Genomic DNA, 18,987 nt, shown 5'->3' with positions numbered 1-18,987 from the left:
GACTTATGATGCTCTAAGTAATTTTGCTTTAATTAGACGATCACGAATGAGAATACCTAATAATGCAGCGAACACCGCTTTAATAATACCAGGAATAATAAATGGTACCATCCCAGTCAAAAATGCAGTCGGCCAGTCAAGACCTGTGCTAACTTTAAGCCATAAAACACCGAAAATTAACGTAACGATGGCTCCTAAAATATTAGCAACGATTGCATAAGGAACAGTGAATTTTGTTTTTTCGAGCAACCAACCTGTAAGTAGTGCATTAAAAATAAATCCGACAATAAATCCGCCAGTTGGCCCAAAAAGAATCCCAATTCCTGCTGTCATCCCTTGAAAAACCGGAATACCAACTGCTCCAAGCACGATATAAACTAAAACAGATATGGTACCGTGACGAGCTCCAAGAATTGTTGCTGCTAAACCAATTGCAAATGTTTGCCCAGTAAGTGGAATAGGGCCAAGTGGAATAGCAACTTGTGCGAGTAAAGCAATGATGACTGCGAATAAAGCATCTACGACTAAAAATTTCAATTTCTGATCACGCATAAACGTATCTCTCCTTAATGTAAACTTAATACTAAATTAGGTTAACATTTATTAAATAAAAAAACAATACTATTTTTTTCTAATCAGTACCTTGCAATGAACACTAGTGTATGATAAACTATAGTGGTAGTGAACAATATATAGTAGTGGTTACTTATTACTAGTGGTAATTTAGCAGAATGGAGGAGTTAGCATGGAGGTTAACCCGCAATTCAAAAAAGGTGTGTTAGAACTATGCTGTTTGTTTTTAATTCAAAAGAAAGATTGTTATGGTTATGAATTAGCAAATCAAGTTTCTAAATATATTGAGGTTGCAGAGGGAGCTATTTATCCGGTACTTAGAAGATTAGTTAAAGAAGAGTATTGCTCCACTTATTTAGTAGAATCAAATGAAGGTCCATCAAGAAAATATTATCAGCTGACGGTAAAAGGAGAAATTTACTTGAATGAGCTTATCTCTGAATGGAACAATTTTACAGATAGTGTTGCTAAGCTTTTAACAGAGGGGGAAGCAGTAAATGAATAAACAAGATTTTCTAAACGAATTAAACCAGCGCCTAGAATTGCTGGATCCAAAAGAGCGGAGAGAACTATTATCAGACTATCAAGAGCATTTTAGAAATGGTGTGGAAGCTGGGAAAAGCGAAGAACAAATCGTCTTTGATCTTGGAAAACCGGAAGAAATTGCGGCAGATATTTTAAGTGAAAGAGATATTCGCGAAGAACAGGTAGAAGCAGATTATTATTATGTACCTCGAAAAAATCAAAATGAAAATAGATCTGTGAGTAAACAAGTTTTAATTGGAATAGGGTTATTTTTCCTAGACATCTGTCTTATTATTCCGATTATGGTTTCGCTATGGTCACTCGTTATTTCACTTTGGGCAACAGTTGGTGGGTTCTTGCTTTCACCGGTAATACTTGGCGTAGAACTATTATTTGGCGCTGATTTTGAATTTTATCAAATGTTTATTTCCATTGGGCTTGTAGGACTGGGTCTTATGCTGCTGTTTGTAGCAAATGCACTTACTAAGTTTACAAGTAAAGCTACTATGGCTATTATCCAGTGGCACAAATATGCGGTCAAAGGAGGCGGAAAAAATGCGTAAACATCATTTAAGTAAGAAATTATTTTTCGCCGGTTTGGTGCTATTTATTATCGGAGCTATCGGCGTGGCAGTCACAATGAAATCAGGCACTATGATTGAAAAAGGCGAACCACTAACAAAACAGTGGGACTTATCGGCTGAAAATATTAATACAATTGCCTTTTCTTCCGAGCGAGATGTACTAATTGAATGGAAAGAAAGCACAACAGGCAAGAATTATATTGAACTCAAAGGAAATTACTCTGCAAATGACAAAAAAGCCATTCAAAAATTAGAACCAGTCTCTGAAGACGGAACCTCATTTAATATAACAGTTCCTGAAGAGGATGATTGGTATAACAACTTTGGCAAAATCTACGCTTACGGGCAACAAAAAGTAACTGTCTTTTTAACAAAAGATACGAAATTAGCTGATTTAAAAGTAAAATCTCATTCAGGAGATATTAATGTTTCTGATTTTAAAGTAAAGAAATTTGTTAGTTCTACAAATTCTGGTGAGTTAAAAGTGAATAATTTAGAAGCAAATAGCGCTCAAATGGCTACTTCTTCTGGAGATTTAGATTTATCGAATATTAAAGCAAATACATCAATTGAAACAGGTTCAGGAAAAACTGAACTTACTAGTTTGACGGGCGATTTAGAAGTAAATGGTGGTTCAGGGGACGTTAATGCTACTGGCGTTAAAGCGAAAAAACTTAAAATCGCTATTGATTCTGGCGACATCGAGCTGACAAATGGTACCGTTACAGACCTAGCCGTTTTAACAACTAGTTCCGGAGATATTGATGCAAATACAAAAGGTAAAGTACAAGCCGAATCTGACTCAGGAGCGATTGAACTTGCCGGCGTGACAAATAATGTAACCGCGAAAACAAGCTCAGGTGATATTGATGTTGCCTTTAACAAACAAGTAGAAAATATCGAAGTCAATACAGATTCTGGCGAAGTAGAGCTGAAACTACCAGGTGATTTTAAAGCTATTTATGAAACAAAAAGTAATTCTGGTAGCATTAAAGCACCAACAAGTGATTCTAATACCGCTAACCGCGTAACTGTGAAAACTAGTTCCGGAGATATTACAATCGAAAAATAAAAAATCAATGCGCTAATTACTTAATTAGCGCATTCTTTTTGTTAAAATGGGGTAAAGTCAGATAAACTGTTTTAACAATTTGCGCAATTGGAAGGAGAATGGATCATGGATTTTCAAATTAGAAAAGCGACTAATTCAGATGCTGAAGCTATTCAGCATGTGGCGACTACTTCATGGCACCATACTTATCAAGATTTAATTCCAAGTGATGTACAAGACGATTTTTTGAAAAGATTTTATAATGTTGAAACGCTTCATAATCGGATTTCAGCGACTCCTTTTGCTGTTTTAGAACAAGCGGATAAAGTAATCGGCTTTGCGAATTTTATTGAGCTTGAGAAGGGGAAAAGTGAACTTGCGGCTTTTTATTTACTACCAGAAGTGACCCAGCGCGGACTTGGTACGGAATTATTAGAAGTTGGAATGACGTTATTTCATGTGCCACTACCAATGTTTGTTAACGTAGAAAAAGGTAACGAAACAGCAATTCATTTTTATAAAGCGAAAGGGTTTGTTCAAGTGGAGGAATTTACCGAAGATTTTTACGGCTATCCACTGGAAACAATTCGGTTTAATTTGAATCATCATGCATTTGAAGAGGAATAAAAAAATGTCTATTCTAGTTGAATAATCAATTAGGATAGACATTTTTTTATTTTGTCGCAGCTTTTCCACTTGTCGATTTTCCGCCTCGTAAATAGAAGAAAATAACAGCTAGGATTGCCATAATTATTCCTGCTAAAACAGAAACACCAACAGAAATGATCATGCCAGAGACTTGAATAATGCTAAGGATGATGACTGTTACAACAACTCCGTATGCAAATCCCCATATCGCAAATGTTGAATAGCTCGCTTTTTTGCTAAAGCCATAAAATATTTCGCCCAACGTGGAAGCGACTAAGATGACGGGAGCAGCAAAGAGAATTGCTGAAAAAACGAGCTGCGGTGTGACATTTTCATAGAGGATTGTTTCGACTAAAAGTGCAGAAAAAATACCTAAAACAAAAATCGATAAATAAGCAATAATAAAACGCATCAAAAAAACCTCCTAAAGTACACTATATTATAGCATAAATTAGGAAGTTAGCTTAACATCTAGCCCAGTTATCATCACTATGCTTTACGACACGTGTAATACCTCGAATCAAGTTGAAAATGAGTATCGATACATTAAGAAATACGATGAAAAAAACTGTAGCTAGAGCCAAAAAGTTAATAGTATCAGCACTATTTGTACTAAAAGGAACGTTATTATAAAGCAAAATCATTACAACCATCCCAGCGACAAAAGTTGTCTGTGTCAGTAAAGCCCATTTCACGTGATGACGTGTTTCTTTATCTTTATTTGTACACCAGATAATAATAGGTGCGATAACCGGGGCAAAGAAAAGGCTAAAATAACTAAGTGCGCTAATAATTTTTTTATCTAACATTTCTCATCTATCCTCTCATTTGTTTATAAGTCTAGTATAGCGGGGAAAGAGAAATGAAACCATCGAATTAGGTGACGATATTAAAATGAAAATGACAGTTTTGTCATGTATAAAAAAACGCCCCTTCGAAAAAATTAAAGAGACGTTTCTTTATATGACTGATTTTAAGGACCAAACTTTACTGCGCCATCTTCGGTACATTAGAACGGCGCGAACACCTTCATCGATAATATAGGCAAGCCAAACACCGACAAGACCAAGCCCAGCGGAAATTCCAAGTACATAGGAGAATGGCAAACTAACAATCCACATAACGATAAGCCCACATATGAACGGAAAGCGGACATCACCAGTTGAGTTAAGACTACTAATGATAATAATATTGGTGGCACGTCCAAGCTCAAGGAAAATCGAAAGTAAGAATAATTCTTTCGTCATTGCAATGATTTCGGTATTTGTTGTAAATAGACTCATAATCGGTTCTGCAAATAGATAAATCGAAACACTAACTACAATGGCAACGACTAATCCTATTTTCCAACTGCGGAGACCTTGTTTATAAGCTTTATCAATTTCTTTTGCGCCAACCGCACGGCCGATAATTATTTGCGAGGCTTGTCCGAGCGCGATAGCAAAGAGGGCAACAAATTGACTAACTGTTGAAGCGTAAACTTTGGTCGTAAGTGCTTCTGTACCTAAAATAGCAATGATTGCGGTAACGACAAGTTGTGAGCCAGCATAGGATAAGTTTTCACCGGCAGAGGGAAGACCTAGACGTAAAATCGAATAAAGTAGTTTTTTGGACACTTGCTCCAATTTTTTGAAATGAAAAGTGTAACCGATGTATTTTTTTAACATCCAGATAGCTAGAACCATTCCGACAAAATTCGCGACAGCAGTAGAAATCCCAACACCTGCCACTCCGTAATCTAAGTAAGCAAGTGGTCCGTAAAGAAATAAGTAATTACCGACAACATTGATAATACTGATTGTCACAGGGACGAGAATGGATTGTCTTACATAACCATGCGCCCGGAGAATAGGTAAAATGGATGCATGAATCGCGATAACAACTGAACTCCCACCAATAATTTGTAAAAATGGCGCGCCAACTTGGACTAAATGAGGATCAATTCCCATCCAAGTTAGGAAGTTTTTCGACATAAAAATGAAAATAATACTCATCGCAATCCCAATTAAGAAAGCGACCACTAAGCCATTTGTAATCACATTCTCGATTTCTTTATGTTTTTTCGCTCCTATCATTTGTGCGACGATAATCTGGACACCGACACTAATAAAACCATAAATAATAATCGAAATGACAAGAATCTGATTGGCAACCCCTGTCGCAGCTACAGCATCATCTGAATAATGCCCCAACATAAAGACATCAATATAACTAATCATCAGTCGTAAAAATTGCTCTAGAAATATCGGCCAAGCAAGTGTAAAAAGACTGAGACTAGCAACTTTATTCACTGAATTCAATTGTTTCCCTCCCTTCGTTTTAAATACAATTAAAGCCATTATAAGGTAATTAAAGTTAAAAGTATAGATTAATTTCAAAATAACACTAAGATATTGCTTGACAAAAAATGAATAACTCATATAATTAGTTAGGTAAACTAATCAAATGATAGAAAGAAGTGGAGAAATGTCTTCAAAAAATCAAGACTTGGGGCACTCAGTAATCAAGGCTTTCATGAATTTTAAGCATGCTGAAATAAAGAGTTTCCAAATTCCAGGTTACAGTAAATCTGAAACAAGATTTATTTTTATTTTATCTCGTGGGCTTAAAAGCAGAGGGCCAAAAATTCGTGTTTCCGATCTTGGTCACATGCTTAGAATTTCAAAACCAAGCGTCACGCAAATGATACAATCTTTGGAAGGGAAAGGGCTAATTAAGCGAGTTCAGAACCCAGAAGATAAGCGCTCGATGTATGTGGAACTAACAGAAGTCGGAGCAGGTGTATCGAAAAAAATGTTCGATGAGTTTCAAGCTAGTTTTGAAGATATGCAGGAATTTTTAGGTGAAGACGATATGAAAAAATTGATTACACTCCTAGAGAAACTTACAGATTACTTAAACACAAAATCCGAAAATAAGGAGGTATAAACCGCAAATGATGAAATTGATGAAAAGATTAAAACCTTATTGGCTGAGCATTACGGCCGTATTAGTCCTTACTTTCGGGCAAGTTATTGGGCAGCTTTTTTTACCGACATTGATGTCTAATATTATTGACAAAGGCGTTGTAAAAGGCGATACAGATTACATTTGGAGCACTGGAATGCAAATGTTACTTATATCGTTCGCTTCAGTTATTTTGTCGGTCATTGTCGTTTATCTCGCATCGAGAATTTCGATGGGATTCGGGAAAGATTTGCGCGATAAAATTTTTACAAAGGTAGAGGACTTTTCCTTACAAGAGTTTGATAAAGTAGGGACTTCTTCACTGATTACTAGAACGACGAATGACGTTGTTCAAATCCAAAATGTACTTTATATGATGATGCGATTAATGGTGATGGCGCCAATTATGCTACTCGGCGGTATTATTATGGCAGTTGGCAGGGACGCGAAATTATCGCTTATTTTTGTCGTTGTTTTACCGCTACTACTTCTACTTGTAGTTATTCTAGGTGGCAAAGCAATGCCAATGTTTAAATCACTTCAAAAGAAAATGGATAAATTAAACCGTGTTATTCGTGAAGGTTTAACCGGGATTCGGGTTGTTCGTTCTTTCAACCGAAATGAAGATGAACTGGAAAAATTTGAAGAAGCAAATGCTGACTATGCAACAACTGCAATTAAAGTCAATCGCTTGTTATCACTAATGAGTCCATTGATGATGTTACTAATGAACTTAACATCGATTGCTATTGTCTGGATTGGTTCGATTTTTATTGGTAATGGTGATATGGAAGTAGGGGACTTGATGGCGTTTATTCAATACGCGATGCAAATCATGATGTCCTTTATGATGCTTTCTGCTGTATTTATTATGATTCCACGTGCTGGAGCTTCAGCTGAGCGTATTAATGAAGTTTTAGATATGAAAGCAGAAATACTTAACCCTGAAAATCCAAAAACAAGTACACCACCAGCAAAACTATCTTTTGAACATGTTACTTTCCGTTATGAAGGTGCTGAAAAACCAGTGATTGAAGATATTACATTTGAAGCAAAAGCTGGCGAAACGATTGCTATCATTGGTAGTACCGGAGCTGGGAAGTCGACTTTAATTAATATGATTCCGCGGTTTTATGATGTCGAAAGTGGCGTTGTGAAAATCAATGGAATAGATGTGCGTGAAATGGATCAATCTAAATTACGCCAAAAAATTGGACTTGTTCCGCAAAAAGCTGTGTTATTCACGGGAACAATTGCTTCCAATATGCGCTACGGAAAAGAAGATGCGACCGATGAAGAAATTTGGGCGGCGCTTCGAACTGCTCAAGCTGAGAATTTTGTATCTAAACTTGCAAATGGTTTAGGCAGCCGCGTTGAACAAGGTGGTAATAACTTCTCAGGTGGTCAAAAACAACGACTTTCAATTGCGCGTTCACTAATTAGAAAACCAGAAATTTATATATTTGATGATAGTTTCTCAGCGCTCGATTTTAAAACCGATGCTAAACTACGCGAGGCTTTGAAAGCTGAAACAACAGAAGCCGTAACACTTATAGTGGCACAGCGGATTACTTCAGTCGTAAATTCTGATCAAATTATTGTTCTTAATGAAGGTAAAATTGCTGGAATTGGAACACATGAAGAATTGAAAGAATCAAACAAAATTTATCAAGAAATTATGAAGTCACAGCTGTCAGAGGAGGAAATCGCATGAGTGGTCCAGGTCCAGGTGGTGGCATGAGAATGCAAACAGCCGCAAAACCAAAGAACTTTAAACAAACACTATTCCGACTTCTTGGCTATATGAAACCTCGCTCTGTCGCAATTATTGTCGTCTTTATCTTTGCGATTCTATCCACGATCTTTAATATTTTTAGCCCGAAAGAACTCGGGAAAGCGACAACAGAAATTTTTAAAGGTGTTATGAGTCCTGAGGGAATTAATAACGATAAGATTTTCAATATATTAATGATTGTTTTAGTGTTATATCTTGGTAGTTCATTATTTAGTTTTATTCAACAATATGTGATGTCTAGTGTGGCGCAACGAACTGTGTATGACATGCGGAAGGATTTAAAGGCAAAAATGGCCCGACTTCCGCTAAAATATTATGATACACGCTCAAATGGTGATATTCTAAGTCGTTCAGTTAATGACATGGATAACATTGCGAACACCTTGCAACAGTCACTAACCCAAGCAATTACAGCGATTGTCCAAATGATTGGTGTTTTAATCATGATGCTAACAATTAGCTGGCAAATGACTTTAATCGTACTAGTAACTGTTCCAATCAGTATTATTCTAGTCGCAATTATTGCCGGTAGATCACAACGTTACTTCGGTGCACAACAACGCAACTTAGGTATTTTAAATGATACAGTAGAAGAAACTTACGGTGGTCAAACAATTATTAAAGCTTTTGGTCAAGAGAAGAAAACACTAGTAAAATTTGATGAAGTAAATGAAGATTATTTCAAAGCAGCGAAAAAAGCGCAATTTATTTCTGGGATTATGATGCCAGTAATGCAATTTGTTGGTAACTTAGGTTATGTCGGTGTCTGTGTGGCCGGCGGGATTTTTGTTACTAACGGAACACTGCAAGTTGGGGATATTCAATCATTTACGCAATATGTTCAATTGTTTACTCAGCCAATTTCAAGTGTGGCAAATATTGCTAATATCATTCAATCCACTATTGCTTCAGCAGAACGTGTTTTTGAAATGATGGATGAAGAAGAAGAAAAAGATGAAATTCCAGCTAATGTTAATCAAGTTGCTGGTGAAGAACATAGTATTGTATTCGATCACGTGAAATTCGGTTACACTCCAGATAAACCACTTATGACAGATTTAAATATTCATGTTGAAGAAGGTCAAATGGTGGCGATCGTTGGTCCAACTGGTGCTGGTAAAACGACGATAATCAACTTGCTAATGCGTTTTTATGACGTGGATGGCGGGGAGATTCGTATGAGAGGTATCGATACACGTGATATGACCAAAGATGCTGTTCGCGAGAAATTCGGAATGGTACTGCAAGATACTTGGTTATTTAACGGAACTATTGCAGATAATATCGCATATGGTCGTGAAGGCGCAACGAAAGATGAAGTTATTGGAGCAGCAAAAGCCGCTTATGCAGATGATTTTATCCGGAGACTTCCAAATGGTTATGATACTATCTTGAACGAAGAAGGTTCAAATATTTCTCAAGGTCAAAAACAACTTCTAACGATTGCTCGTGCGATTTTATCGGATCCATCTATATTAATTTTAGATGAAGCGACTTCTAGTGTAGATACGCGTACGGAATTAAATATTCAGCTTGCAATGGGGAATTTGATGGAAGGTCGCACAAGTTTCGTTATTGCGCATAGGCTTTCAACTATTCGTGACGCCGACTTAATTCTCGTTATGAATCACGGTAGTGTAATCGAGCAAGGTACACACCAAGAATTACTTGATGCAAAAGGATTCTATGCAGACCTTTACAACAGCCAGTTTACCGGAGCTCAAGCAGTTTAATAATAAAGGCAATGTGGCTTCTTGCTGCATTGTCTTTTTTTGAGCAAAAAATTTGTTTGATTTTGGATAAGGAGGTATGGTTAATAAAGAAGAAATTGAAGAGGTGAAAATAGATGTATCAATCGATTACGGCAAATGATTTAGAACAAGAATTAAAAAACACACAGCTTAATATACTCGATGTGAGAGATACTGATGCTTTTGTTGAAGGACACATTCCGGATGCGATAAATATTCCAATTAATGAACTACCTGAAAAACTAACGTCCCTTGATAAAGAGAAGCCTTACACAATTATTTGTTACGCAGGAGGTCGTTCTGAGCGCGCAAGTCAATTTTTAGCGGCAGAAGGATTTGACGTAACGAATGTAATGGGCGGCATGGGAGCTTTTCACGGCGCTGTAACTAAATAAAAAAAAGCGAGACTTCCATTTTGAAGTCTCGCTTTTTTATTTAACTATGTTTTCTTTTGCGGAAAAAGATTACTCCGATGCCTGTTAAAATAATACCGATTAAGACAATCGTTGTTTGACTTGAGTCACCGGTTTTTGGAAGGGCTGGTTTTTCAGAAGATTTATTCTGGTTGTTTGGCGTATCATTAGAATCTTCGGATAGAACAAGATCATCATTATTATCATCATTTATAGCTGGAGTATTCGGGTCAGGATTAGGATCTGGTCCTGGTCCCGGCGGTGTTGGTGGTTCGTTTCCTAAAACAACATTTACTAGGACAGTAACAGGATCCGCTTCAACGCCATCTGAACTTACTGCATTTAATGTTACTTCATAAGTTCCGACTTGGGTTAAATCTACTTCACTATCAAAGTTACTTGTGACTGCACTGCCATCACTTGTTTTAGCTGAAATATCTTTTAGGAATTGTTGGGCAGTTTTAGTAGTATCTTTCGTGTAAGTGATGCTATTTTTTGCTGTAATTACTGGTTTTTCAAGAATAGTAACAGTAACTTGTTTTGGAGCTGCTTTTAAACCAGCGTTTTCGGCATTTAATGTTACTGTGTAAACGCCTGGTTTATTGAGATCTACAACGCTATCAAAATCACTAGTAACAGGTGTGCCATCATCTGTTTCAGCGTGAATATCTGTTAAAAATTGTTCTTCTGTAACAGTTGTTTGCTCCGTGTAACTTATTGTAGAATCGCTAGTGATATTTAATGTGTGATCGATGTCAAAGTAGTGATCATACGACCCACCTGATACTGAATAACTATTGAAGCCTGGTGGTGTTTGATAAGATCCGGCGGGATTATTGTAAAGCGCATTATATTCCATTTTTGTAATAGAATCAAAGTAATCTTTTGTAATGCCGCTCACTGTAATTCCTTTGTCGTTAATGCTTAAACGGCTACCATCAATTTTAGTATTATTTAAAGTAAAATAAGTGCCAGCAGATCCAGCGTTAGTTGTAAATGGGAACATATAGCCATCGAAATTTACGCTCCGCTGTGTCATTAAAGTAAATGGTACAAAAAGCGTTTGGTTAGCTTCATCAAAGTTTAATGAGGAGCTTTTAATTGTGCTATTGATTAAAACGGTTCTACCAACATTCTGTCCGTAAGCAGATAAGTTAAGTAATTTAGGGAATGAGTCAATCCCGCGAAAATCATTAATTCCACAAAATTGGACAAATAAGGTAGCTAACTTGGGTATAGATTTTAGTGGCATGATGTCAGTAATTGAAGGATTACTATCTAAATTTAAATAAGTTAAGTTCGGCATTTTATTAAATTTAGTTAATGCGCTATTGTCGAGCTTACCAGGGCTTAGATTTAAGTTGGTGATGTTCGTTAAACCATTTAAATCTGGTAATGAATCAGTTGTTAAGTTATTCCCATCAATACTAAGATTAGTTAGACTAGGTATTTTTGCAACTAAAGCGTAGTCTGTTACCCCCGTATTTGATAAATGTAAAAGCGTTAAATTATGCGCGTAATCAAGTCCAGTTAAATCAGTTAGGCTATTATTACTAATAGTGACGTTTGTGATTGTGTCCATTTGCGCTTCGGTAATGTCACTTGTACTTGGTTGACCTAACAGCCCATTTAAATAGCTTTTTAACACTGGGTCGGGAATGTTGACAATATCTTGCGCAGCCTTGATACCAATGTTTTCTTCTGCTGAAACATTAGCTGAAAACGGTATAATAAATGGAGATACTAAAAGAGCGCATAAGCCAATTTTGATTCCCATTTTTCGCATTAATTTATTCCTCCTCTAAGCAATATTTGTTTTATAATACCATACGGATTCTTAAAACAATTCCACTAATATGAGTGTTTTAAACCCTGAATATGTCGATATTGTGAAAAATGAGACTAAAAAATAACCGTAACAGAGGTTTCCTCCATTACGGTTATTTAAAATTAAAAGATTTTTGCTAATTCAGCTGCTTCTTTTGCACCAGCAGAAATAATGTCTTTTGCTTGATCGGGTTTTGCGTTGTGACCTTCTACAATGACCATTTCTGGTTCAGAGATGCCGAAGTGAGCTAAAACGTTTTTAACATAGTTTAAGGACATTTCAAAGCTTTGCAGTGGGCCATCGGAATAAATACCGCCGCGAGCATTAAGTAAGGCGATTTTTTTATCTGTTACTAATCCAATTGGACCGTTTGCTGTATATTTGAAAGTTTTTCCAGCTTGATTTAAATAGAATAAGTAAGTTAAAAATTGTGCTGGGATACTGAAGTTCCAAAGTGGGAACGCCATAACGATTTTATCAGCAGCTAAAAATTGTTCTAAATACCCATTTGCAATATCAGCTAATCGTTTTTCTTCCGGGGTTAAAGTCTCACCAGCTACTTCTTTATGTAATCCACTCATCATTGTTACATCATAATAAGGTAGATCCGCTTCGAATAAATCTAGTTCTGTTACATTATCGTCCGGATGGGACTTTTTGTATTCAGCTAGGAAAATTTCGTATAGTGCCACGCTGACTGAGCGTTCGGCAGGTAAACCATTTGCTTTTATGAAAAGTACGTTTGTCATTACATCTTGCCTCCATTTTTTTTGAATTATCTATTAAGTGTAGCTTATTTTAGCTATTAACGGCAAGTATATTGCTTACAAAAAATTAGCCACTAATATTTGAGCAGATATTTTGTGATTTAAAAAAGGAAGCGTATAATAGTTGATATATCATTTGACATGTCAACTATGGAGGTGGAAATGCTGGAACCATGTACGAAACGTTCAGAACTGCTTTACCGGATGCATTTGTTATCTAAAGAAATAAGTCATGTATTTGAACAACAGACGAATATGAGTTTTACGAAAGTAGAGATTTTATTTCATATTAAACAAACGCCTGGTCAAAGTCAGAACAGATTAAAAGAAAAGCTGTATATTGATTCAGCAAGTATTACCCGTCATTTGAAGCGCATGGAAGAGCAAGGGCTTATCGTTCGTAAAAAGCAAGATGAGAATAAACGCTATACGTATTTATTTTTAACACCAGCTGGCGAGGCGGAATTAGCTTCCTTACTTACGGAAAAAGAAAAATTCCAAACTGGGGCTTTAGAAAAATTTTCTGAGGATGAAGTCAGTGCCTTACTTAAATCAGTCACAAAAATGATGAATAATGTAGAGAAATTGGAGGAGAAGTTAAAATGAAAGCAGTTGTAATTGAAAATTATGGTGGTAAAGAAGAGTTAAAAGAAAAAGAAGTAGCAATGCCAAAAGCGGGTAAAAACCAAGTCATTGTAAAAGAAGCAGCAACATCCATTAATCCGATTGATTGGAAGCTTCGTGAAGGATACTTAAAACAAATGATGGACTGGGAATTTCCAATTATTTTAGGTTGGGATGTGGCAGGTGTTATTTCTGAAGTTGGTGAAGGCGTGACTGATTGGAAAGTCGGCGATGAAGTATTTGCTCGTCCTGAAACAACGCGTTTTGGTACGTATGCTGAATATACAGCAGTAGATGATCACTTACTTGCACCTTTTCCAGAAGGTATTAGTTTTGAAGAAGCTGCATCTATTCCACTTGCAGGTTTAACAGCATGGCAAGCTTTATTTGATCACGCAAAACTTCAAAAAGGTGAAAAAGTCTTGATTCATGCTGGTGCTGGCGGCGTTGGAACACTTGCGATTCAACTTGCAAAATATGCTGGAGCAGAAGTTATCACAACAGCTAGTGCGAAAAATCATGAACTACTTAAATCACTAGGAGCAGATCAAGTCATTGATTATAAAGAAGTGAATTTTAAAGACGTACTTTCAGACATCGATGTTGTTTTTGATACAATGGGTGGTCAAATCGAAACTGATAGCTATGATGTATTAAAAGAAGGAACAGGTCGTTTAGTAAGTATCGTTGGTATTTCAAATGAAGACCGTGCGAAAGAAAAAAACGTAACTGCGAATGGAATTTGGCTTCAACCAAACGGCGAACAACTGAAAAAATTAGGTGAACTACTTGCAAATAAAACAGTGAAACCAATCGTTGGCGCAACTTTCCCATTCTCTGAAAAAGGTGTTTTCGATGCACATGCATTAAGTGAAACTCACCATGCAGTTGGAAAAATAGTAATTTCTTTTAATAAATAAGATTTTCGGAAAGCTAGATGCTGTCATCTAGCTTTTTTTGCTGTTTGCGTGCGTAGAATGGATAGGCTATAATAGCAAAAAAGGTGGTGTCTAAATGGAAACTAGAGAGCTTAAGAACGGACAAATAATGACGATTAGAGAGGCTACAAAAGAGGATGCGAGCAATATTGTTACTTATCTGAATGAAGTAGCAGGTGAGACTGATTATTTATCCTTTGGGCAAGGCGATTTTTCATTTAGCGTAGAAGAAGAAGCGGAATACATAGAAGAAGGGGCTAAAAACCCGGGCTCTATTATGTTATTAAGTTTTATTGAAGATGAACTTGCAAGCGTTTCTCAACTTATCGGCCATACAAAAAAGCGAGAATTACATACTTGTGAGCTGACTATTTCTACCCGAAAGAAATTTTGGGGTTTAGGGATAGGGACACTTATTATGGAAGAATTAATAAAACATGCTAAAAAAACCGAGCGCTTAAAACTCGTTTACTTAGAAGCTGTTTCTGAAAACAAGCGAGCAATTAATTTGTACAAAAAGTTCGGATTTATTGAAGCTGGTGAGATTCCAGCATTAATGCAAGTGGAAGGACGGTATATGGACGTAACAATGATGTACTTAGTTCTTTAATCCTCTACAAGAAAGGCGAGGTCATTAGCTACTTCTATATCGCTAAGTTGTTTAGCAACAATATCCGCTCCAGTATTAAGAAAAATAGCCATTTGACTAAGGACTCGAAGGCTAATATCAGAAGTGCGAATATCTTTATCAATAAGTTTTTGCAAAGTACCTTCTTTTAAGCGAGTATTTGATTCAATATCATTGGTAGTAATATGTTTATTTGCTAACAATTGTTCAATCGGATGCATCATATCACCTCTTTTCGAATAGTTAACTTTATGAATTAATTATAACTAAATTTGCTTCGTTGATAAACTATAAAGCCTTGAAAATTGAACAAAAAAGGGAGAAGCAAATGAAAGATTTAAAAGACAGTTTGAAAATTTTATATCAATTTAAGACAGATTACCTAAAAGTAACATTGTTGTTGACGATCTTGCAGGCATTTGTGATTGGGCCTTTTATTTATTATTTCTTTTTCTTTATTCTTCGAGTTATCGGAGTGCCAGGGATTACAGACGCCAATCTCGGAGAAGTTTTTTCAAGTCCTGTTGCCGTTATTATGCTGCTGATTTTAGCTTTACTCATTTTACTATTTGTATATTATGAACTGGGTTTCTTTATAATGATGGCCATTTATCAATTGCGGGGAGAAAGCTATACCGTATTCAAAATCATACAAAGGCTCAATGTAAAAGCGAAATACTTTCTTAGTTATCAAGCGATTTATTTTCTGCTTTATTTCTTTTTGCTTTTGCCAATTGCAGGATTATCTTTACCAATTACGATAACAGAAAACCTCTATTTGCCGCATTTTATTACAGATGAATTAATGAAAACGACGACAGGCACGTGGCTATATGTTATTGCAATTGCGATTATTTTCTATATTAGCGCGAGACTCGTATTCGCATTACCATATTTTATTGAAGATAAATCACTCAAAATAAGTGGAGCTATCCGGAAAAGTTGGAAATACCCACAAAAGCATTTATTTTTTATGTTACTAAAATGGGTTTTAATAATTGTTGTGATTGGCTTTTTAGTATCGATTATCGCGACGATTATTATGTTACCGCTTCTCTTAGTAGAAAAAATAACTCCAGGAATTGCGGTGGTTATAGCTGGTATTACTTTAACCATACTACAAGTGATAGGTTTCTTTGCTGCCGGGATTTTTCAAGGAATTATTGCCCAATTATTAGTGAAGAATGCCTTTGCTATCGAAGGAAAACCAGCTCCAATGACGCACAGCCAGTTTCCGCATAAAAAGCGGTTTATTATTGTTGCGATAATCGTTTTCATTATTTTTAGTGGTTTTAATATTTATACAGTAAATGCGACTTTATATGAACCTAATACGAAAATAATAGCCCATCGTGGTGATACAATGAATGCTGTTGAAAATACGGTGGAAGCCATTGAATCAGCTGCAAAGTCCGGGGCGGATTATAGTGAAATTGATATTCAAGAAACCAAAGATCATCAATTTGTTGTTTTCCATGATATGACACTGAGAAGACTGGCTGGCAGTTCTAAACGAGTAGCAGATATGACTTTAAAAGAGTTGCAGCAAACTAAAGTGAAGAGTGGCGACTATTCATCTCATATAGCTTCTTTTGATGAAATTATCAAGACAGCGAAAAAGAATAAGATAGATTTACTCGTGGAAGTGAAGTTGCACGGTGGGGAATCGAGCGATATGGTAGAACGACTTGTCACATTGTTAAAAAAAGAAAAAGTAACTGACAAGTATTTAGTTCAGTCGCTCAACCAGCCTGTTATAGAGGAAATCGAAAAAGCAGATCCGTCACTAAAAACTGGAATCATTCTAGCACTCAATATCGGGAATTTGCCAAAGACATCAGCAGATTTTATTGTCTTAGAGGATTTCTCTATTAATAAGCGATTACTAACGCAAGCCAAACAAAATGATAAAATGGTGTTTGTCTGGACTGTTAATAAAGAAAAATTAATGCAAATGTATTTGCGGAAAAATGTAGATGGGATTATTACAAACTATCCTAAAAAAGCAATCGAACTTAGAGAATCTTTTAATGAAAATGATTCTTTGCGAAGTCGTATCGAGAATAGGTTAGGATTTTAAATTAAAATGCCGCAAACAATCACTGTTTGCGGCCGATTTTTTATTTTAATTCAAATGATTTTTTGACTGTGTTTTTGCTGAAACTAATTAATTCTTTGGCTTCTACATCAACTTTATTTTGTGTATCTTGTAGCTTATAGTAATCGGTTATTTCTAAAGTAGCTCCAGGTTGAACATCTTTGTCTACACCGCCCATGCCACCATCAGCGGATACAGTTGTTTCTAATTGTGTCCCATTTTGGAAAACTTGTTGATCGATGGCTACCATAAAGGAAGTATTTTCTTTACTGTTATTTGTGAATTTTGTTTTGACTGCAATTGCATCACTTCCAGCATAGTCTTTTACTACTTCAGAACTAAGGATTTCCACTTTATAATCGCCAAGTGTATTTGGATCTGTTTTCTTTTTTTCTTTCGTCTCCGCTTTTGCTGTTTCTGTTTTTGTTTTCTCTGTGCTTGCTTTATCTTCTGTCCCACCGCATGCAGTTAGGGCTAGGGCAAAAGTTATAATCCCCATTAATAGTAAAACGCGTTTTAAATTTTTCATTTTCTTCTCTCCTTCTTAATTTATCTGTATCTATTACACCATGCGGAGATAAGAAAAGTCCTATGCACCGGGCATAGGACTAAGAAAAGATTTCTGTATAAATTCCATAAATCATAATACAAACAAAAATATATACGACAATACCAACTTTTCTTGTTCCTTTAGAAGAGGACTTAAGTAAAGGTAATTTGGACCAGATGCCGCATAAATTAGTAAATATAATGAAAGCAGGGAATATCAAGAAAAAATTAGCGAAAAAGTTTTCGATGTTATTCATTTTAACGCCTTCTGTTGGTGGGGTAAATAATCCAAATGCCATGAAAATATAGCCTAATACTGCAACTACCATTTTCCAAGTATGACCAGTTCTAAAGCCGGGAATATGTTTATACCAGGGAATAAAATCTTTTTCGTATTCATCTGTTGAAGTTGCCCAGTTTATTTCGTCCGCGCTGTCTTCTATGGTAGCGAAGTCTCTTAAGTTTGTTAATTCGGAAACAAAGGTAGGTCCAAGCGAATCATTTTTAATAGCGGTTCGGAATTCTTGGATGGTTTGGAAACGTTGCTCTGGGTCGAAGGATGCTGCTTGCATGGCGATTTTTTCTAGAGAAGTAGCTGTTTCTTTGTCAGGTAAATTATTTTTTCCACGTAAAAGTTCAAGCATAAGGACGCCGATGCTATAAATATCTGAACGAGCGTCGGTTTGCGAGTAGCCATATTGCTCAGGCGCAGCGTATCCGATCGTCCCGAGATTGACTGTATCTTGATTTTTTCCTACTTCAAAAACACGAGATGCATCAAAATCAATTAATTTTAAAACGCCATCACTGGAAATCATAATATTGGACGGTTTTATATCACGATGGATAATTGCGTTTGTATGAAGTTCCGTCAGTGCGTCAGAAAGCATCAACATCAGTCGTGTCACTTCATCAGCATCAAAGGGCGCATTTACTTTCATTAAGTCAGCTAAGTTTTTCCCGTTGATATATTCTTCATATACAATCAGTTCGCTGCCATTTGGAATCATCACTTCAATTTTGGGTAAATAGTTACTTGATAATTTTTTAAGTTCCTCTAGTACTGGAGCGAAACTAATAGGGATTATTTTACGAACTAATAATTCGCCTGTTGCGGTATTACGCGTTAGTACGGCAGGATTTTCTTTGTTATTTAGATTATCTAATTCTTTATATTGTTCTTCTATAAAAGCAAGCGTCATTTCTCCCATTTTCTAAAATCCCTTCTACACTTTATAGTGAAATTATAGCATGAAGCATAGTAGTCGG

21 protein-coding genes are annotated in these 18,987 nt (G+C 36.2%); 12 read left to right on the top strand and 9 right to left on the bottom strand.

Annotation, left to right across the window (positions count from 1 at the left end):
- Positions 1 to 3 precede the first annotated feature (3 nt).
- Complete coding sequence (locus tag AC4PG0_RS05320) at positions 4 to 552, bottom strand: biotin transporter BioY (protein WP_003727258.1); 549 nt, start codon at positions 550 to 552, stop codon at positions 4 to 6.
- Between the two features lie 193 nt (positions 553 to 745).
- Between AC4PG0_RS05320 and AC4PG0_RS05315 the strand changes: the two genes are divergently transcribed.
- The 4 genes from AC4PG0_RS05315 (at position 746) to AC4PG0_RS05300 (ending at position 3,360) form a co-directional block, all read left to right on the top strand.
- On the top strand, positions 746 to 1,078 hold the full coding sequence (locus AC4PG0_RS05315; protein WP_003732635.1) for a PadR family transcriptional regulator: 333 nt from the start codon (positions 746 to 748) through the stop codon (positions 1,076 to 1,078).
- Entirely contained in the window at positions 1,071 to 1,661 is a 591-nt protein-coding gene (locus AC4PG0_RS05310; RefSeq protein ID WP_003760781.1) for a DUF1700 domain-containing protein, read from the top strand. The genes AC4PG0_RS05315 and AC4PG0_RS05310 overlap by 8 nt, the downstream gene beginning before the upstream one ends.
- A complete protein-coding gene (locus AC4PG0_RS05305) occupies positions 1,654 to 2,754 on the top strand; it encodes a DUF4097 family beta strand repeat-containing protein (protein WP_033533325.1) in 1,101 nt (366 codons plus the stop codon). Before AC4PG0_RS05310 ends, AC4PG0_RS05305 begins: the two co-directional genes overlap by 8 nt.
- A 105-nt stretch (positions 2,755 to 2,859) precedes the next feature.
- The gene (locus AC4PG0_RS05300; protein WP_280377355.1) at positions 2,860 to 3,360 is read left to right on the top strand and encodes a GNAT family N-acetyltransferase; all 501 of its coding nucleotides are present in this window, start codon (positions 2,860 to 2,862) and stop codon (positions 3,358 to 3,360) included.
- A 46-nt stretch (positions 3,361 to 3,406) separates the two neighbouring features.
- Here AC4PG0_RS05300 and AC4PG0_RS05295 read toward each other — a convergent pair whose 3' ends face one another.
- The 3 genes from AC4PG0_RS05295 to AC4PG0_RS05285 form a co-directional block, all read right to left on the bottom strand.
- Entirely contained in the window at positions 3,407 to 3,793 is a 387-nt protein-coding gene (locus AC4PG0_RS05295) for a hypothetical protein (RefSeq protein ID WP_003770767.1), read from the bottom strand.
- 52 nt (positions 3,794 to 3,845) lie between these two features.
- Positions 3,846 to 4,190 (bottom strand): magnetosome magnetite crystal formation protein family, encoded by a 345-nt coding sequence (locus AC4PG0_RS05290; RefSeq protein ID WP_003770768.1) that lies wholly within the window; start codon positions 4,188 to 4,190, stop codon positions 3,846 to 3,848.
- Between the two features lie 150 nt (positions 4,191 to 4,340).
- Positions 4,341 to 5,681, bottom strand: a complete 1,341-nt coding sequence (locus AC4PG0_RS05285) for an MATE family efflux transporter (RefSeq protein WP_492167372.1) — start codon at positions 5,679 to 5,681, stop codon at positions 4,341 to 4,343.
- A 166-nt stretch (positions 5,682 to 5,847) separates the two neighbouring features.
- Between AC4PG0_RS05285 and AC4PG0_RS05280 the strand changes: the two genes are divergently transcribed.
- From AC4PG0_RS05280 to AC4PG0_RS05265, 4 genes are all read left to right on the top strand, one after another.
- The gene (locus tag AC4PG0_RS05280; RefSeq protein WP_010990512.1) at positions 5,848 to 6,309 is read left to right on the top strand and encodes a MarR family winged helix-turn-helix transcriptional regulator; all 462 of its coding nucleotides are present in this window, start codon (positions 5,848 to 5,850) and stop codon (positions 6,307 to 6,309) included.
- A gap of 7 nt (positions 6,310 to 6,316) precedes the next feature.
- Entirely contained in the window at positions 6,317 to 8,041 is a 1,725-nt protein-coding gene (locus tag AC4PG0_RS05275; protein WP_033533323.1) for an ABC transporter ATP-binding protein, read from the top strand.
- Positions 8,038 to 9,855: an ABC transporter ATP-binding protein gene (locus AC4PG0_RS05270; RefSeq protein WP_003770773.1), complete on the top strand. Its 1,818-nt coding sequence runs from the start codon at positions 8,038 to 8,040 to the stop codon at positions 9,853 to 9,855. Before AC4PG0_RS05275 ends, AC4PG0_RS05270 begins: the two co-directional genes overlap by 4 nt.
- A 113-nt stretch (positions 9,856 to 9,968) precedes the next feature.
- Positions 9,969 to 10,268, top strand: coding sequence for a rhodanese-like domain-containing protein (locus AC4PG0_RS05265; protein WP_033533322.1), 300 nt, complete (start codon positions 9,969 to 9,971; stop codon positions 10,266 to 10,268).
- A gap of 40 nt (positions 10,269 to 10,308) precedes the next feature.
- Here AC4PG0_RS05265 and AC4PG0_RS05260 read toward each other — a convergent pair whose 3' ends face one another.
- Positions 10,309 to 12,072, bottom strand: coding sequence for a LapB repeat-containing protein (locus AC4PG0_RS05260; RefSeq protein ID WP_492167373.1), 1,764 nt, complete (start codon positions 12,070 to 12,072; stop codon positions 10,309 to 10,311).
- A gap of 164 nt (positions 12,073 to 12,236) precedes the next feature.
- Complete coding sequence (locus AC4PG0_RS05255) at positions 12,237 to 12,863, bottom strand: FMN-dependent NADH-azoreductase (protein WP_003760805.1); 627 nt, start codon at positions 12,861 to 12,863, stop codon at positions 12,237 to 12,239.
- Between the two features lie 168 nt (positions 12,864 to 13,031).
- Between AC4PG0_RS05255 and AC4PG0_RS05250 the strand changes: the two genes are divergently transcribed.
- From AC4PG0_RS05250 to AC4PG0_RS05240, 3 genes are all read left to right on the top strand, one after another.
- Positions 13,032 to 13,487: a MarR family winged helix-turn-helix transcriptional regulator gene (locus AC4PG0_RS05250; RefSeq protein ID WP_185520675.1), complete on the top strand. Its 456-nt coding sequence runs from the start codon at positions 13,032 to 13,034 to the stop codon at positions 13,485 to 13,487.
- Entirely contained in the window at positions 13,484 to 14,425 is a 942-nt protein-coding gene (locus tag AC4PG0_RS05245) for an NADP-dependent oxidoreductase (RefSeq protein ID WP_492167374.1), read from the top strand. The genes AC4PG0_RS05250 and AC4PG0_RS05245 overlap by 4 nt, the downstream gene beginning before the upstream one ends.
- Before the next feature lie 94 nt (positions 14,426 to 14,519).
- A complete protein-coding gene (locus AC4PG0_RS05240; protein WP_203575804.1) occupies positions 14,520 to 15,053 on the top strand; it encodes a GNAT family N-acetyltransferase in 534 nt (177 codons plus the stop codon).
- On the opposite strand, the gene AC4PG0_RS05235 is transcribed toward AC4PG0_RS05240, so the two are convergent.
- Complete coding sequence (locus tag AC4PG0_RS05235) at positions 15,050 to 15,292, bottom strand: hypothetical protein (protein ID WP_010990520.1); 243 nt, start codon at positions 15,290 to 15,292, stop codon at positions 15,050 to 15,052. The genes AC4PG0_RS05240 and AC4PG0_RS05235 overlap by 4 nt on opposite strands.
- 107 nt (positions 15,293 to 15,399) lie before the next feature.
- Here AC4PG0_RS05235 and AC4PG0_RS05230 point away from each other — a divergent pair, with 107 nt between their 5' ends.
- Positions 15,400 to 17,151 carry a glycerophosphoryl diester phosphodiesterase membrane domain-containing protein gene (locus tag AC4PG0_RS05230; protein WP_185500827.1) on the top strand — a complete coding sequence of 584 codons (1,752 nt, stop codon included), beginning with the start codon at positions 15,400 to 15,402 and terminating at the stop codon, positions 17,149 to 17,151.
- Between the two features lie 40 nt (positions 17,152 to 17,191).
- Here AC4PG0_RS05230 and AC4PG0_RS05225 read toward each other — a convergent pair whose 3' ends face one another.
- Both AC4PG0_RS05225 and AC4PG0_RS05220 read right to left on the bottom strand, forming a co-directional pair.
- On the bottom strand, positions 17,192 to 17,698 hold the full coding sequence (locus AC4PG0_RS05225; RefSeq protein WP_033533318.1) for a DUF5067 domain-containing protein: 507 nt from the start codon (positions 17,696 to 17,698) through the stop codon (positions 17,192 to 17,194).
- Positions 17,699 to 17,777: 79 nt separating this feature from the next.
- Positions 17,778 to 18,929 carry a serine/threonine-protein kinase gene (locus AC4PG0_RS05220; protein WP_492167375.1) on the bottom strand — a complete coding sequence of 384 codons (1,152 nt, stop codon included), beginning with the start codon at positions 18,927 to 18,929 and terminating at the stop codon, positions 17,778 to 17,780.
- Between the last annotated feature and the right edge of the window lie 58 nt (positions 18,930 to 18,987).

The organism is Listeria sp. MAN/IMW/UF464 (genome assembly GCF_058683955.1).
The sequence above is the reverse complement of the archived record's forward strand: the minus strand, read 5'-3'. Positions and strand labels throughout refer to the sequence as shown.